The organism is Tardiphaga sp. OK246 (assembly GCF_900188215.1).
Taxonomy (GTDB): domain Bacteria; phylum Pseudomonadota; class Alphaproteobacteria; order Rhizobiales; family Xanthobacteraceae; genus Tardiphaga; species Tardiphaga robiniae.
Genome location: NZ_FZOX01000002.1, coordinates 741,505 through 756,500, shown reverse-complemented (window position 1 = coordinate 756,500; position 14,996 = coordinate 741,505). Strand labels below are relative to the sequence as shown.

13 protein-coding genes and 2 tRNA genes are annotated in these 14,996 nt (G+C 62.2%); 5 read left to right on the top strand and 10 right to left on the bottom strand.

Features of this window, described 5'->3' with window-relative positions:
* Positions 1-65 precede the first annotated feature (65 nt).
* The 4 genes from CHC01_RS10920 to CHC01_RS10905 form a co-directional block, all read right to left on the bottom strand.
* Complete coding sequence (locus CHC01_RS10920; RefSeq protein WP_089264298.1) at positions 66-809, bottom strand: PopZ family protein; 744 nt, start codon at positions 807-809, stop codon at positions 66-68.
* 291 nt (positions 810-1,100) lie between these two features.
* A complete protein-coding gene (locus CHC01_RS10915; RefSeq protein WP_089264297.1) occupies positions 1,101-2,492 on the bottom strand; it encodes a TolC family outer membrane protein in 1,392 nt (463 codons plus the stop codon).
* A 232-nt stretch (positions 2,493-2,724) separates the two neighbouring features.
* Positions 2,725-3,303: a protein-L-isoaspartate O-methyltransferase family protein gene (locus tag CHC01_RS10910; RefSeq protein WP_089264296.1), complete on the bottom strand. Its 579-nt coding sequence runs from the start codon at positions 3,301-3,303 to the stop codon at positions 2,725-2,727.
* Between the two features lie 148 nt (positions 3,304-3,451).
* Positions 3,452-3,526 (bottom strand) — tRNA-Asn (locus CHC01_RS10905).
* A 276-nt stretch (positions 3,527-3,802) separates the two neighbouring features.
* Here CHC01_RS10905 and CHC01_RS32480 point away from each other — a divergent pair.
* Entirely contained in the window at positions 3,803-3,976 is a 174-nt protein-coding gene (locus CHC01_RS32480; protein WP_170849674.1) for a hypothetical protein, read from the top strand.
* A gap of 48 nt (positions 3,977-4,024) precedes the next feature.
* On the opposite strand, the gene CHC01_RS10900 is transcribed toward CHC01_RS32480, so the two are convergent.
* The 4 genes from CHC01_RS10900 to CHC01_RS10885 are packed head-to-tail and all read right to left on the bottom strand — an operon-like array spanning position 4,025 to position 8,793.
* On the bottom strand, positions 4,025-4,729 hold the full coding sequence (locus CHC01_RS10900) for an ABC transporter ATP-binding protein (protein WP_089264295.1): 705 nt from the start codon (positions 4,727-4,729) through the stop codon (positions 4,025-4,027).
* Complete coding sequence (locus tag CHC01_RS10895; RefSeq protein ID WP_089264294.1) at positions 4,716-6,596, bottom strand: branched-chain amino acid ABC transporter ATP-binding protein/permease; 1,881 nt, start codon at positions 6,594-6,596, stop codon at positions 4,716-4,718. The genes CHC01_RS10900 and CHC01_RS10895 overlap by 14 nt, the downstream gene beginning before the upstream one ends.
* Complete coding sequence (locus tag CHC01_RS10890) at positions 6,593-7,468, bottom strand: branched-chain amino acid ABC transporter permease (protein ID WP_089264293.1); 876 nt, start codon at positions 7,466-7,468, stop codon at positions 6,593-6,595. The genes CHC01_RS10895 and CHC01_RS10890 overlap by 4 nt, the downstream gene beginning before the upstream one ends.
* 8 nt (positions 7,469-7,476) lie before the next feature.
* The gene (locus CHC01_RS10885; protein WP_068736881.1) at positions 7,477-8,793 is read right to left on the bottom strand and encodes an ABC transporter substrate-binding protein; all 1,317 of its coding nucleotides are present in this window, start codon (positions 8,791-8,793) and stop codon (positions 7,477-7,479) included.
* Between the two features lie 346 nt (positions 8,794-9,139).
* Here CHC01_RS10885 and CHC01_RS10880 point away from each other — a divergent pair, with 346 nt between their 5' ends.
* From CHC01_RS10880 to CHC01_RS31890, 4 genes are all read left to right on the top strand, one after another.
* Positions 9,140-10,111 (top strand): LysR family transcriptional regulator, encoded by a 972-nt coding sequence (locus tag CHC01_RS10880; RefSeq protein WP_089264292.1) that lies wholly within the window; start codon positions 9,140-9,142, stop codon positions 10,109-10,111.
* A 173-nt stretch (positions 10,112-10,284) separates the two neighbouring features.
* Positions 10,285-10,464 carry a hypothetical protein gene (locus CHC01_RS10875; RefSeq protein WP_068736432.1) on the top strand — a complete coding sequence of 60 codons (180 nt, stop codon included), beginning with the start codon at positions 10,285-10,287 and terminating at the stop codon, positions 10,462-10,464.
* Positions 10,465-10,549: 85 nt separating this feature from the next.
* Positions 10,550-10,623: transfer RNA gene (locus CHC01_RS10870), tRNA-Cys, on the top strand.
* A gap of 131 nt (positions 10,624-10,754) precedes the next feature.
* Entirely contained in the window at positions 10,755-11,078 is a 324-nt protein-coding gene (locus CHC01_RS31890; protein ID WP_141137082.1) for a hypothetical protein, read from the top strand.
* Between the two features lie 27 nt (positions 11,079-11,105).
* On the opposite strand, the gene CHC01_RS10860 is transcribed toward CHC01_RS31890, so the two are convergent.
* Together CHC01_RS10860 and CHC01_RS10855 are read right to left on the bottom strand one after the other, a co-directional pair.
* Positions 11,106-11,840: a tRNA-uridine aminocarboxypropyltransferase gene (locus CHC01_RS10860; RefSeq protein WP_089264291.1), complete on the bottom strand. Its 735-nt coding sequence runs from the start codon at positions 11,838-11,840 to the stop codon at positions 11,106-11,108.
* 56 nt (positions 11,841-11,896) lie between these two features.
* The gene (locus tag CHC01_RS10855) at positions 11,897-14,974 is read right to left on the bottom strand and encodes an efflux RND transporter permease subunit (RefSeq protein WP_089264290.1); all 3,078 of its coding nucleotides are present in this window, start codon (positions 14,972-14,974) and stop codon (positions 11,897-11,899) included.
* Between the last annotated feature and the right edge of the window lie 22 nt (positions 14,975-14,996).

Here is a 14,996-nt window from a genome sequence, read left to right as displayed (position 1 = left end):
CTGTTTAGCCACCCCGGAGGGCCAAACGAAGGCCCCGAAAGGCCGTCGTTGCTTGTCTCGCGGGCCTAGCGGCCGCCGCCGCGTGAGACGCGCTCGATCTCAGCCTTGACGATGCGCTCGACGAGGCCCGGCAGGTTGTCGTCCAGCCAGGACTTCAGCATCGGACGCAGCATCTCCTTGACGAGATCCTCGAGGGTCCGCGCATTGTTGCTCAGGACCGTATTGGCCAGCGCATTGAAGGCCGACTCCACGGACGACACGGTGCTGTGCGACAGGATCTGCTGCTGCGGTGCGACCGGGGGCGGATCATAGGACGGCGGGTCGAAGCGCGGTGCGGGGCGTTGGCTGCTGGCGGCGACAGCTTCGGCGAATTCGAGGTCGTCATCCGGCTCGACATGCTGGAATGCGGGTTCCGGCTCGGGGTCGGCGACCACCATCTCGTCGGTCAGTTCGAATACATCACCGTCGGGCTGCGCCGGGCGCACCTCTTCCTCGGTGGTCGCGGCTTCCAGGCTGGCCAACATCGCGTCGATGTCGTCCTGGCTGTTGGAGGCAGCAGGCTCCGGCGGCGGTGGCGCGGGCTTCGGGGCTGGCGGCGGGGCTTTGGCGGCAGCAGCCTGCGCGGCAGGAATCGCCGACGGCGGAATGTCTGTCATCGCAGCAGGCTTGGCTGCAGGAGCCGGCTTGGGTGGCGGTGGAGGAGCAACTTCGGCGACGGCCGGCTTCGCTTCGTCGTCGGCGATGATACGTCGGATCGACGCCAGAATCTCCTCCATCGAGGGCTCCTGGACCTTTGCAGGTTGCGTCATGTCCGACTCCGCATCATCAACGCTCTCGTCAATATTTTACACCAGACGAGGCTGAATTTGCGGGTTGTCGTTTTGACGACCGTTCGATTCAGCGCGCAAGCCTGACTTGTCCCCAAGATCAAGCGACGCCTGACCACCAACTGTCGCGCGGGAAATGCCCAAGGAACTAGGAGAGGCATTCCGAATCGCTAAGCCAGCAATGCAAACGGTACGTCATCGGACAAATTGATTGCAAGCAAAGGGCCGCACAAGCGGCCCTTTCGATACGATATCAGGTGATATCTGAGCGCGTTAGCGCCCGTCGGGCGTACGCACGCCGACCCAGCTATCGCGCACCTGATGATAGTGCACGCTGGGATCATACACATTGGTGTTCAGCTTCATCACCGTCGGTGACAGACGACCGACTGCGTTGAGCACCGAGTATGATGCCACTACACGATCATGCTGCGCAGTGACAAGCGCGACGCGCGCGTTCACCAGCGCCTGCTGGGCGTTCAACACGTCGAGCGTGGTGCGCTGGCCGGCTTTGGCTTCTTCGCGAACGCCGTTCAGCGCGATTTCGGAAGCCTGCACCTGCGCCTGCGCGGACGAGACCTGCGCCCTGCCCGCCAGCAACTGACCCCAGGCCTGCACGACGCTCGCACGGGTCTGATCGCGCACCTGCTCCAGTGCTAGACGCTGCTGGGCCAGCGTTTCCTTGGACTGACGGATCAGCGAATATTCCGCGCCGCCCTGGTAAACCGGGATCGACACCTGCGCGATGCCTGATGCCGTCAAACCGCGCGGCTGCGAAATCGACTGTTCCCAACCCTGCTGGATGTTGGCCTGCAAGGTCACGCTCGGGAACAGAGCGCCTTCGTTGACCTTCACATTGAGGAAGCTGACGTCGATACCGAACATCGCCGCGGTGACGTTGGGGTTTTCGACGAGGCCGAGATCGACGGCGCCGGGCAGCGTATTCGGAAGGAAGCGATCGACGGGCGAACCCGCCTGCAGGTTGCTCGGTTCGTTGCCGATGATACGGCGGAAGTTCGAGCGCGTGGTGGTGAGATTCGACTCGGCGGTCAGCAACTGAGTGCGGCCGGCAGCGAGCTGGGCTTCGGACTGCGCCACGTCGGTACGGGTGACTTCGCCGACATTGAAGCGATCGCGGGTCTGCTTCAGCGTTTGCTCGAGCACGCGCACGTTGCTCTTCTGCACCTCGACCACGGCCGAGTCGCGCAGATAGTCCATGTAGATGGTCGCGGCGGAGAGGATCACTGACTGTTCGAGCACGCGCAGACCTTCGCGCGCAGCCGACACCTGTCCCTCGGCGGCACGTGTGCGGTTCGCCGTCTGCTGGCCGTTGTACACATTCTGGGTGATGGTTGCGCCGACGGCGCGGGGAATCTGCACGCCGTGGAGCGGGGTCACAACGCCACCGGAAGCGATCACAGAGTCCGTGTATTGATAACCACCACTTGCGGTGATCGCGACCCTCGGCCGATAACCCGACAAAGCCTGCGGCACGTTCTCGTCAGTGACGCGCACCGAAGCGCGCTGGGCATTCAATTGAGGATTGTTCTGATAAGCGCGAACCAACGCCGCTTCGATCGTGTCAGCCAGAACGGGTGACGCTCCGGCAAATGCCAGCAAAAGGGCCGCAGCTGCAGCACCGGTGAGAGCTTTTACGCCGCCCATTCTTGGTAATCCATTCATGCCGTTCACTGATCCGGACGCACACTTATGGCGACCGAACAGATGATGTCCGTTAGCGAGTCTCCACTCACCATATTCCGCGCATCGGCGAGACGGAACCTCTCGTGGAAACTTGACAGTGAAAACTTGGCGAATGGGACATCCAAGCCACACTTGTAATTACCGCTGGCGATATTAGCGGTGCCCCGATGCCCGATAAGGCGGACAGTCGGCCCTAGAAAACGAATGCCGGGAGCTTTTCCATGCCCGGCAGAACCGGCGCGGTAGCATCAAACAGGGGGCGGGAGCCAAAATCCTCGTGGGAATGGGTCACGATCACGGCGCGGGCGGGCTTGGTCAGGGCGAATACGCCCACTAGCTGACCATTGGGGGCCAGCTGCTTGTAAAGCCCGGTCGGGACGACTTCCGTCGCGCCGGCCAGAACGATCAGATCATAGGGGCCGTTCGCGGCATCGCCATCGGCCGGCATCCCGACCGCGCTGGTGACCTGCCCGGCAAACTGGACGATCACGGCGGCCGCATAGCCCGTGGGGCAACCGACCACCAGAACCTTGTCGGTCGCCTTTACGTCGGAGGCCTGCAGCATCCGCGCCAGCACCACCGGCTTGATCAGAAAGCGATTCGGGGCGACTTCGAGGTCGAGGTCGAGATAGGCCATGGCGCGCTGGCTGGCAGGAACGAACTCCTCGCGCGGCACCGCGAGCATGGCATCAATGATGCGCAAATCGGTGACGTCGCTGGGACGCACCTGACCATCAACCATCTTCTGGCGTGCGGTCGAAAAGTCGGACATGAGCAATCCCTTGCAAACGGCTGGAAGTTCCTTTTGCAGGAATTACGGCAGCGCACAGCGGGATGCAAGGTTCGTAAAAACACAGCAGCCAACGCACCATCGAGGCGGTCCCGAGCGCGGTTTCTGGCAGCCATTGCGGAAGGATGTTTGGCTCCCCGGGCTGGATTCGAACCAGCGACCATTCGATTAACAGTCGAATGCTCTACCGCTGAGCTACCAGGGAACGTGCGAAGCTTGTTCGCAGGCCGCAGCGTATAACAAAGCGATCCGCGCTTGGAAAGCAGGAAATGCAGCTTGTCGCACAGCAACCGCCAATCCGGGAAAACTCAGGAAATGCCTGATGTTACGGGATCTTCTTGAGGTGTGGCCCGTTCCAGTCGGGACCATGTCGCATATGAGCGAAGAATAATCTTTCCAACCGTGTCGCTATTTAGTCTTATTGCACCGCAAGACTGCCCTTCGCGACGTTGAACAAGTTCCGAATCGAACGAGGTGACCGATGCCAGCCACGCACACCGACCGCGCGCTTCCGACCGACCTCAACTCCCTGCCCTTTATCAGTGATGACGAATGCGTCACCCGGCTCGCCGAAGCCGTCGAGGCGCATGACAGCGATCACCTCGATGAGGTGGCGCTCCTGATCGGGCGCCTTGCGGTGCCGATCGAAATCTAGGGAATCACGTTGCCCGGGGCCATTGTCTCCGGGATTACGTCCCGGGAATCACATCCCGACGCCGAGGAAGTCCCGCATCAGGTCGGGGCTGTCGTTGAGATCGGCCGGCGTGCCTTCGAACACCACGTGGCCGTTATTGAGCCCATAGACGCGATTGGCGAAACTCAATGCCGCCGCAACGTTCTGTTCGACCACAATCATGGTGCGGCCCTCGGCGGCGAGATTGCGTGAGACCTCGACCAGATCGCGCACGATCAGCGGCGCGAGGCCTTCGAACGGCTCGTCCAGCAGGATGATACGGGCATCGCGGATCAGCGCGCGGGCGATGGCCAACATCTGCTGTTCGCCGCCGGACAGTGTGCGCCCGGCGGATTTGCGGCGCTCCTTGAGGCGCGGAAACACGTCGTAGATTCGATCGTAGGACCAGGCATTCGGCGCCGTCAGCGCCGCGATGCGCAGGTTTTCCTCGACCGTCAGGCCGCCAAAGATGGCGCGCTCTTCCGGCACCAGTTGGACGCCCATGCCGGCGATGGCCGATGGCGGCAGGCCCTCGATGGATTTGCCGTCGAGACGGATATGGCCGCTGCGCGGTGACAGCACGCCCATGATCGAGCGCAGCGTCGTGGTCTTGCCGGCGCCGTTGCGGCCGAGCAGCGCGACCACCTCGCCCTGCTCGACCCGGATCGACAGGTCGAACAGCACGTGGGAATCGCCATACAGCGTATTGATCTTGTCGACTTCAAGCAGGCTCATGCGCGTGCAGCCCTCCCAGATAGGCGTCTTGCACAGCCGGATTGCGCCGGATCTCGTCGGCGGTGCCATCCGCCAGCAGCCGGCCCTCATAGAGCACGGTGATGCGCTCGGCGAGTTCGAAGATGGCGTCGAGATCGTGCTCGACGATGACCACGGTTCGCGAGCGCCCGATGTCGCGAATGAAGGCGCAGGTCGCGATGCGTTCTGCCGGGCTCATGCCGGCTAAGGGTTCGTCGAGCAGCAATACGTTCGGGCTGGTCGCCAGCGCCATGCCGATCTCAAGCCGGCGCTTCTCGCCGTAAGCCAGGATATGTGCCGGCGTGTCGGCACGTTCGACCAGATTGAGCAGGCCGAGGATCGACGTGATCTGCGTCTCGACATCAGGAAGGCTGGCCGCACTGCGCAACAGATCGAAACGCATCGGGCCGCGACGGCGTGCCAGTGCCGCGATCCGCAGGTTCTTGCGCACCGACAGGTTGGGAAACAGCTGATTGAGCTGATTGCTCTTGGCGATGCCGAGCTGCGCCGCGCGGCTGACGCCGACGCCTGTGACCTTCTCACCGAACAACAACACTTCGCCAGAGGACGGGCTGACTTCGTCAAGCAGCATCTTGAACAGCGTGCTCTTGCCGGCGCCATTCGGGCCGATCACCGCATGGATCGAGCCGCGGCGGACCTTGAAGGAGACGCCATCGACGGCTTTGAGGCCACCATAGTGCCGCGCCAGAGATCGGGCTTCGAGTGCAATGTCGCTATCACCTGTTATGGGCTCGGCAAGGGTCAGCCTGACCTCCTTGGGCGGCGCGACGGGTTTGGTGGCGACGTCAATATTATGCGCCTCGATGGCTTCTGTTTTGGCCGCGGCCGCCCGTGCGGCAGCCAGATTACGGCGTTCGTTCCACCAATGGGCGATCTCGCCGCAGATGCCGCGGCGCAGCCCGATCACCAGAATGATGAAGGCGATGCCGAGCACCAGCTTCCACAGGATCGCAAAGCCCGGAATGAGCTGCAGATTGTCGCGCAGCCACAGCCAGACGGCCGCGCCGACCAGCGGACCGATCAGCGTGCCGGCACCGCCGACAATGGTTTGAACTACGAGCTGTCCCGACGTCTCGAGCGAGAAGGCATCCGGCGGCATGTAGCTCTGGAACGAACCGAGCAGACCGCCGGCAAGGCCCGCATAGAGCGCGGCGATGACGAAGGCCGTCAGTTTGTACGCCGGCACGTTATGGCCGAGCATTGCGACGCGACCGGTGTTCTCCTTGATCGCCAGCAGGATCGCACCGACCGGCGAGCCGACGATACGGCGCGCCAGCACATAGCCGAGAAAGAAGATCACCGCGAACAGGATATACATCGGCATGCCCGCGCTGATGCGGATCGCATTGGCGCCGAAGCCGAGCACCGGCACCGGCACACCAGGGATGCCGTTCTCGCCGCCGGTGTAGTCCGACAGCGGAGAATTCTCGATGAAATAGGCCATCTGGCCGAAGGCCAGCGTAATCATCGTGAAATAGATGCCGACCCGGCGCACGGCGAACCAGCCGACCAGGAGGCCGAACAGGCCGGCTGCGACCGTACCGATCGCCAGAGCCAGCCAGACGCTGTCGATGGTGTGGGACACCAGCAGATAGGCGCTGACGAAACCACCGACGCCGAAGAATGCCGCCTGCCCGAACGACAGCAGACCGGTGAGACCGAACAGGATGTCGAAGCCGAGGCCGATCAAGCCCCAGTTCAGCACACGTGTCAGCAGATCGGTCGAGAAACCGAGATGCGGAAACACGATGGGTGCCACGATCAGCGTGCACAGCACCGCGAGTTCGGGAAGCCAGCCCCGCAAGCCGCCGGAACGAGGACGCATCATGCGCGGCCTTCCGAACCGAACAGTCCCTGTGGACGCATGATCAGCAGCACCGCCATCAGCGCGTAGAGCATCACTTCCGAATAGGACGAGTTGAAAGCACTGGTCAGGCTGATGATCTCGCCAGCGATCAGGCCGCCGATGACTGCGCCCGGGAACGAGCCGAGGCCGCCGAGCACGATGACCACGAAAGACTGCGCCATGAAATTGGCGCCCATGTCCGGCGTCACGGCCACGACCGGCGCATAGAGCATGCCGGCGAGACCGACGGCGACAACGCCGATGGCGAAGACCAGCAGGAAGGCGCGGCGCACATTGATGCCGAGGATGCCGACCATGCCGGGATTCTCGATGCCGGCGCGAACCACAAGGCCCATCGAGGTGCGGTAGAGCACGAGATAGAGGCTGAGCAGCAGTCCGGCGATGATGGCGATCAGTTGCAGGCGATAGGTTGGGTAGATCAGGAAGCCCATCTGGGTCGCGCCCTGCCCCCAGGACGGCACCGGCACCCGCTGCGCATTGCCGCCGAAGGCTGCACGCACGCATTCGACGAGAACGATGCCGACGCCGTAAGTGACGAGGATCTGGTCTTCATGCGGCCGGTCGTAAAAATAGCGGACGATGACGCGTTCCAGCAGCAGACCGAGCGCCAGCATGAATGCGCAGCCGACCACAATCGCGAGCACGAAGGACGAGGTGTATTGCAGCAGGACAAAAGCGGCATAGGCACCCACGGCGAACAGCGCGCCGTGAGCGAAATTGAGGACGCCAAGCGTGCCCAGGATGATCGTCAGACCGCTACTGACGAGCGCCAGCAGCGTGCCGAGGGCCAGGCCGTTGAAGGCCTGCGAGATGAGGACGGGCCAGCTTGGCATGGTGATCCTTAGGTGTAGGGGCCGAGCTTGCAGCCGAAGAAGTCCGGTGCGTTCATCACGCTTTCGCCGTCGGCGATATCGACGATCTCGTAGAAGTCTTCCTTGTTCTTCATCTCGGACGGCTTCTTGCCGCGCAGGATCGGGATCGGGCGTACCATCTGGTGATCCTCGGCGCGGAAATAGACCTTGCCGATGGTCGTCTCGTAAGGCTGCGCCTTGGAGCTCTCCATCGCCTTGATCACATCGACCGGATTGAACGTACCGGCGCGTTCGACCGACATCGCCCACAGATAGGTCTGCATGTAGCCGATATGCGCGCCCCAGCGCGGATAGTACTTGTTCTGCGCCACGAAGCTTTCGACGAAGGTCTTGGCGAGCGGATAGGTGTCCTGCAGGCCCCACCAGAAATCGCAGCTGCCATAGACGCCCTGCATCAGCTCGGCACCGAGCTCCTTGTCCTGGAACGAGGACAGGTTCGGCACCACAAGCTTCATGCGCTTCAGCACGCCGAACTGCTCGGCCTGCTTGGTCGACGCAACGGCGTCGCCGCCGAAGGCGATGTTGACGAACACATCTGCGCCGCTGTTGGCGATGTTCAGGAGCGCCGACGAATAGTCGGTGGTGCCGAGCGGCACGACCTCCTTGGCGACCTGCTTCCAGCCCTGCTCGGCCGAGAATTTGGCGAAGCTGTCATAGACGGTGTGGCCATAGGTGTAGTCGGGCACGAGGAAGGCGGACTTCACGTTCTTGCCGAGCGCCTTGGCGACGACCGGCGCCATCGCCTTCGCGGCCATGTAAGCGTTCTGCTGCGAGCGGAAGCCATAGCGCTGGCAGTTCTTGCCGGTGATGTCGTTGGAGCCGGCGATGCCGACCATGTACAGCACCTTCTCGCGCGATCCGAGTTCTTCGAGCGCAATGGCGCTGGCTGATGACACCGAGCCCGACACCATGATCGCCTTGTCGCGCTGGATGAACTGCGTCGCGCTCTGCACGTCGAGGTTGGGCTTACCTTCGGTGTCGGAGACCTTGTACTTGATCTGGCGGCCGAGCACGCCCTTGCCCTTGAGGCCCCACTTCTGTGCGATGTCGCCGCCGGCATTGATCTGCGCGATGGCCAGTTCATAGCCGAGCTTGAGGTCGCCGCCGTCGCCCGAAAATACGCCGGTGAGCGGGATGGTCAGACCGACGAACACAGAATCCGCCGTGACGCCTTCCGGAAATGTACCGATCGTCGCCGGCGATTGCGCGAACGCGCTGCCTGGAAGCATGAGGCCCGCGGCAGTGCCGACTCCCCCGAGCAAAAGCTGTCGACGGTCAAACTGCATGACACACCCTTCTTGTTCGATCACCGCCGCCATTGGCCGGTGAGCTGCGATGGGGGCTGGCCCCCGCGAAATTGAGCTTCTGGAACGGCATGCCGTCGCGACTCTCGTGGTGCCTGCGAGATCATCGCAAGAGCCTCATTCATGGTCACTCGCTGAACCCGAAATACCGGCAGCGCTGCGTCCGCAAAGCGAGAGAGACGGATCGTTCTTTGTTCCCGTCAGGCTAGGTTGCTTCGGATCGCACGGGGTATAGACAATCCTGCAAAGGGCCTTGCAGACTGGCTTTTCCACCGCGACAAGGCGTCCCAGTAGCGCGTGCTGGCACAGCTCTTGCTGTTAACTCTGCATGGAAAACTTCAAATCGCTCGATTGGGATGACCTCAAGGTCTTCATTCACGCGGCGCGCGGCGGCAGCCTTGGCAGTGCGGCCAAGCGCCTCCGGGTCGATCAATCCACCATCAGTCGCCGCATCGCGCATCTCGAGAGCACCCTGGGCGTGGCGTTGTTCGAGCGATTGCCGTCCGGATTGAAGGTCAACGAGACCGGCGACCGCCTGCTCTGCCATGCCGAGCGCATCGAAAGCGCTGTGATTGCCATGCGGGAAGACGTGCAATGCGGCGGCAGCCGTATGGCTGGCCGGGTCCGCCTTGCCACGATGGAAGGCATCGCGTCGCTCTACCTCGCCTACCGCTTTGTCGAACTGCGCAAACTGCATCCCGACCTGACCGTCGAATTACTGACATCACCACAAAGCGTCTCGGTGAACCGGCGCGAGGCCGATCTGTTTCTGAGTTTCTTCCGCCCGACCGGTCAGGGCATGGTCTCGGAGCGTATCGGCTGCTTCCAACTTGGGCTCTATGCGTCGCAGAGTTACCTGGACGCGCATGGCATGCCCAAGAACGCATCCGAGCTCCCGCAACACAGCTTCGTCACCTATATCGACGACCAGATCCAGCTCGACTCGGTGCGCTGGCTCGATGATATCATCAAGAGCCCGCCAGTCTCGTTCCATTCCAACAGCATGTGCGCGCAGATGAACGCTGCGGCCGGCGGCATCGGGCTCGTGCTGCTGCCGAGTTTTGCGACGGCGCGCCGCCCCGACCTGATCCCGGTGCTGCACGACAAGCTATCCACCACGCGAGAGCTGTGGATCAACGTCCACAATGACCTGCAATTCGTGCCGCGCATCCGCGCGGTGTCGAGCTTCCTGAAGTCGACCTTCAAGGCAGATCCCCTCATGCAGGCCAGTACCAAGGGCCGCAAGATGCTGGATACGCTGCTGGAGACCGACACACCCGCTACCGAGCAAACAGTTTGATGTTACCGCGAACCATTTGATCGGTGCCGGGAAACCCCACACCTGATTCAATGAGGTAAACGCCCCGGTAACCATGACGGGTCTGACGTGTGGATCGGTACAATTTGAACGATCCGTTCAACAGCCCAACAAAGGCTTTGCGTCAGATTGCTCCCTAGACAGGGAGCTAAAAGATGAGCGAAGCCGAATTTGACTATCTGCTGGAGACAGTCCGGGCCGAAATCGAGGCCGATGTGCGGGACGATCTGCGCAGCCAGGAAATGTTCTTCGCCCCGATTCCGACCGCTGCGAACGACAATGACGGCCCTTGGCCGCTGATCCCGTTTCCGGATGGCTGGCAGGCCTCCTGCTGATCTTGTGTCGGTATGTCGGAACCCATGAAAGATTTCAGCCGGGCATTGCCTAAATGGCGAACGGTCTGTAACTAACCCGCTATGGGGCCATGTGGCGGAATGGTTACGCGCCGGTCTGCAAAACCGTTTATTCGGGTTCGATTCCCGACGTGGCCTCCATCAATCCAATCAATAACTTAGCCTGCCAGACCCGTGATCGGGGCGCGACTGCTATGAGTGGTGCGCTGCAACACTTCGCTTGGCAGGATTGGACTATTGATCGTAGCATCTTGCCAACCCTAGGGGGCACGATGAACATCCGGGTCTTGATCGCCACATTGCTGATGACCTCGCCAGGCTGGGCCCAGGCCAAACCGCCCGTTCCGGTTCGCACCGATCCCTGTGCGCCGATTGGCCGGACCGCCGACGGCCAGCTGGTCTATTCCATGAAGTGCGAGAAGCCGCCGGTTCCGGTGGTGCCGCCGCAGGCTGCAGCCCCGGCACCGCCTCCCGCACCCGTCGTGGAAGAAGCTCGCGGCGGACTGTTCCGCAATCCGTTTTCGTCGCTCGTCAGACCGTCATCATCGAGTGACGAGCGTGAAGCCGGCGTCGGTCCGCCGCCCAGCAGCCGATAGGCCGGGATCAATCAAAACCGAACGCGATCAGGCGTGCTTCTTACGCCGCCAGTCGCGCTTGGGTTTGGGCTTTGGCGCCAGTTCCGGCATGACGGTCTGGGCTTCGCGATATTTCGCCAGCATCCGCTCGAAGGCCTCGTTCAGTGTCGCTTCGATATCCGGTTTCCGTTCGAGGCTGGCCAGCAGCATCCCCGCGGCTTCGATGGTCGACAGGCCGTCCTTGCGCGGTTCGCGGCGCAGCTTGCCGTAAAGCGACGGTTTCGCCGGTCCGAGAATGACGCGCTGGCATTTCAGCATCCATGCGTTGCGCCACCACAACGCCTTGGCCTGGCTCCAGGTGCCGTCGAGCAGCACTATGCCCTGAATGTCTTTCAGCAATGCACGCTGGTTTTCCTCGGCCTGGCCCTTGCGATCGATGGCCAGGATGTCGCGATCGGTCTCGTAATCGGTGACCTTGGCCGAGCCGAGATAGAGGATCGCCCAGCGGGCGGGATCGGCGACCGGCTTGCCCAGCGCCTTGGCGAGGCTCGGCCAGGACAGGCCGATTTTGACCGTGGCCTTCTTGAAATGTAGCGCGGCGACGCGGGCGGTGCCCAGCGCCCTGTCCTGTTCCTGCGGATGCTGCAGGATCAGGAGCTCGATCTTGTTGTCGATGGGCGTAATGCTGTCGCAGATGCACAGCGGCATCGGCTTGTGGCAATGCGGACATTCCGGGATCGCTTCAGCGACCTCAGCGGCTTGCAGATCTGATTTCTTGGACATTGCCCGCTATACGCCGCGCGGCCCGAGGCTTCAACCGCCGTAACGCCCGGATTTCGCTATTCGGCCGGGGCCGGCAGCGGTGCCGGGCGGGAGCGGTTACGCAGCCGATCGATCAGGAGATAGATCACCGGCGTGGTGTAGAGCGTCAACACTTGCGAGACGAATAGCCCGCCAATGATGGTGATCCCCAGCGGGCGGCGCAGCTCGGTGCCCGGCCCGGTCGCGATGACCAGCGGGATCGCCGCGAATACCGCCGCCAGCGAGGTCATCAGGATCGGGCGGAAGCGCACGGTGCAGGCCTCGAAGATCGCCTCGGCGGGCGACAATCCACGATGCCGCTCCGCCTCGATGGCGAAGTCGACCATCATGATTCCGTTCTTCTTGACGATACCGATGAGGAGAATGATGCCGACGAAGGCGATCACGGTCAGCGGCGTGTTGGTGATCTGCAACGCCAGCAACGCGCCGAGTCCTGCCGAGGGCAGCGTCGAGATGATGGTCAGAGGATGCACCAGGCTCTCATAGAGCACGCCCAGCACGATATACATCGCGATGAGCGCGCCCAGGATCAGTAGTGGCTGCCGCCCCGTCGTTTTGCTGAAGTCACCGGCATTGCCGTCGAATCCTCCCCGGATTCCTTCCGGCATATGCAGTTCGTCGACCGCACGCTGGATGTTGCCTGTCACGGCATCGAGCTGCACGCCGGGTAGCGTGTTGAACGACACCGTGGTCGACGGGAACCCCTGCGAGTGGAACACCGCCAGCGCCGACAACGTGCGCGACATGCGCACAACCGCCGACAGTGGCACCTGCGACCCATTCAGGCCCGCGACATAGATACGATCGAGATCGGACGGATCGTTCTGGAATTTCGGATCGATTTCCAGCACCACCTTGTACTGGTTGCGCTGGGTGTAGATCGTCGAAATCTGCCGTTGCGAGAACGCGTTGTTGAGCGCGTTATCGATGTCCTGCACCTTGACGCCGAGGCTCGATGCCATCTTGCGGTCGATGGTCAGTGTCAATTGCAATCCGCCGGGATCGCGGTCGCTCGACACGTCGGTGATGCCCTCAACGCTCTCCAGCCGTTTGCCGACCAGCGGTGCCCATTTCTGCAGGAGATCGAGATTGGTCGAGGTCAGCGTGTACTGATAATTGGAGTCACTCTGGCGTCCGCCAGCGCGCAGATCCTGCGCGGCAAACATGAAGAGACGGATACCCGGGACCGCGCTGAGCTTCGGACGCAACCGATTGATGACGTCTTCAGTCGATGCTCCGTTGCGCTCCTCTGGTGGTTTCAAGGCGATAAACATGGTGCCCCGGTTTGCGCCGCCGCCGCCCGGCCCGCCAGTGCCGCCAAGCGACGAACCGATACTGGCCACGCCGGGATCGCTCAGCACGAGATCAGCCATATGCTGCTGCAATCCGAGCATCGCCTGAAACGAGACATCGGCCGATGCGCGCGTAGCACCGATCACGAAGCCACTGTCGTCGTTCGGGAAAAAACCTTTCGGCGTCTTGATGTAGAGTGTGACCGTCAGCGCGATGGTGGCGAAGAACACCAACAGCGTCAGGAGTGGAAAACCCAGCACCACATGCAGCGTGCGTTCATAGAACGCCACGACGCGTGACAGCGTGCCTTCGACGATACGGTCGAAACGGGTCTCGGTGCTCGACAGACCGCTCTTGATATATTGCGCACAGATCATCGGTGTCACCGTCAGCGATACCAGCGTCGAGACGACAATCGAGAATGTCAGCGTCAAAGAGAATTCGCGCAGCAACCGGCCGACCAGACCATCCATAAAGATTAGCGGGATGAAGGCGGCGATCAGCGACAGGCTGATCGACAGCACCGTGAAGCCGATCTGCCTGGCGCCTGTGAGCGCCGCCTGCATCGGCGCCATGCCCTCTTCAAGATTGCGGTACATGTTCTCGATCATGACGATGGCGTCGTCGACCACGAAGCCGACAGAGATCGCCAGCGCCATCAGCGACAGGTTGTTGATCGAGAAGCCGGCCAGCCACATGCCGACGCAGGTACCGGCCAGCGCCAGCGGCACTGAGACGCCGGCCGCAATGGTGGGCGTGCCGCGACGCAGGAACAGGAACACCACGGCCATCACCAGTACCGCTGTGGCAAACAACGTCCACTCCATGTCCTCGACCGAGGCGCGAATCGTACCGGTGCGGTCGGTCAGAACCGAAATCTCGATCCCGGCAGGAATCCATTGTTTCAAATCGGGGATCAGCGCCTTCACGCGATCGACGGTGTCGATGACATTGGCGTCGCCCTGTTTGGTGATCTGGATCAGCACCGCCGGCTGCTTGTTGAACCAGGCAACCGAGCGGCTGTTGCGCGTGGCGTCCTGAACATCCGCGACATCAGACAGCCGCAGATAATTACCGTTCGAACTCTTGACGATGATCTCGCGAAACTCTTCCGCCGTGCGCATCTGCGGATTCATCGAGATCGTCTCGCTCTGCCGCGATCCCTGGAAGATGCCGACAGGACCAAGCGGATTGGCATTGACGATGGCGGTGCGCACGTCGTCGGTGGCTATCCCGGCATTCGACAGCGCGACCGGATTGAGCTGGATGCGCACTGCGGGCTGATCGGCGCCGCTGGCAGTGACTTCGCCGACCCCCGGCACCTGCGACAGCCGCTGTACGATCACGGTGTCGGCGACGTCGTAGATCGCGGACGCGGACATCGTTGGCGACGTCAAAGCGAGAATGAAGACAGGTGCGGCTGACGGATTCGCCTTGCGGAACGTGGGTAGCGTCGGAAGATCGGTCGGCAGATCCGCCATGGACGCGTTGATTGCGGCCTGCACGTCACGCGCGGCGCGATCGACGTCGCGGCCGATGGCGAATTGCAGCTGAATGCTCGTCGAGCCCAAGGAGCTTGTCGAGGTGATCTGATCCAGGCCAGCAATGATACCGAGCCGTCGTTCCAGCGGCGCAGCAACGGTCGCCGCCATGATCGACGGATCGGCGCCGGGACGCGACGCCTGCACGCGGATCATCGGGAAATCGACATTGGGTGTCGCAGCGACCGGCAGGAAGTGATAGGCGACCACGCCGAGAAGGAACAGTCCGATCGCCAGCAACGTGGTGCCGACCGGCCGCATGATGAATGGCGCTGAGATGGAG

Bases quoted from the DNA above. Each gene is read 5' to 3' on its own strand.
- CHC01_RS10890 (WP_089264293.1), bottom strand. From the start codon at position 7,468: ATGCCAAGCTGGCCCGTCCTCATCTCGCAGGCCTTCAACGGCCTGGCC.
- CHC01_RS10855 (WP_089264290.1), bottom strand. From the start codon at position 14,974: ATGCGGCCGGTCGGCACCACGTTGCTGGCGATCGGACTGTTCCTTCTC.
- CHC01_RS32480 (WP_170849674.1), top strand. From the start codon at position 3,803: ATGCCAGCCACGCACACCGACCGCGCGCTTCCGACCGACCTCAACTCC.
- CHC01_RS10920 (WP_089264298.1), bottom strand. From the start codon at position 809: ATGACGCAACCTGCAAAGGTCCAGGAGCCCTCGATGGAGGAGATTCTG.
- CHC01_RS10860 (WP_089264291.1), bottom strand. From the start codon at position 11,840: ATGTCCAAGAAATCAGATCTGCAAGCCGCTGAGGTCGCTGAAGCGATC.
- CHC01_RS10875 (WP_068736432.1), top strand. From the start codon at position 10,285: ATGAGCGAAGCCGAATTTGACTATCTGCTGGAGACAGTCCGGGCCGAA.
- CHC01_RS10885 (WP_068736881.1), bottom strand. From the start codon at position 8,793: ATGCAGTTTGACCGTCGACAGCTTTTGCTCGGGGGAGTCGGCACTGCC.
- CHC01_RS10895 (WP_089264294.1), bottom strand. From the start codon at position 6,596: ATGATGCGTCCTCGTTCCGGCGGCTTGCGGGGCTGGCTTCCCGAACTC.
- CHC01_RS31890 (WP_141137082.1), top strand. From the start codon at position 10,755: ATGAACATCCGGGTCTTGATCGCCACATTGCTGATGACCTCGCCAGGC.
- CHC01_RS10915 (WP_089264297.1), bottom strand. From the start codon at position 2,492: ATGGGCGGCGTAAAAGCTCTCACCGGTGCTGCAGCTGCGGCCCTTTTG.
- CHC01_RS10910 (WP_089264296.1), bottom strand. From the start codon at position 3,303: ATGTCCGACTTTTCGACCGCACGCCAGAAGATGGTTGATGGTCAGGTG.
- CHC01_RS10900 (WP_089264295.1), bottom strand. From the start codon at position 4,729: ATGAGCCTGCTTGAAGTCGACAAGATCAATACGCTGTATGGCGATTCC.
- CHC01_RS10880 (WP_089264292.1), top strand. From the start codon at position 9,140: ATGGAAAACTTCAAATCGCTCGATTGGGATGACCTCAAGGTCTTCATT.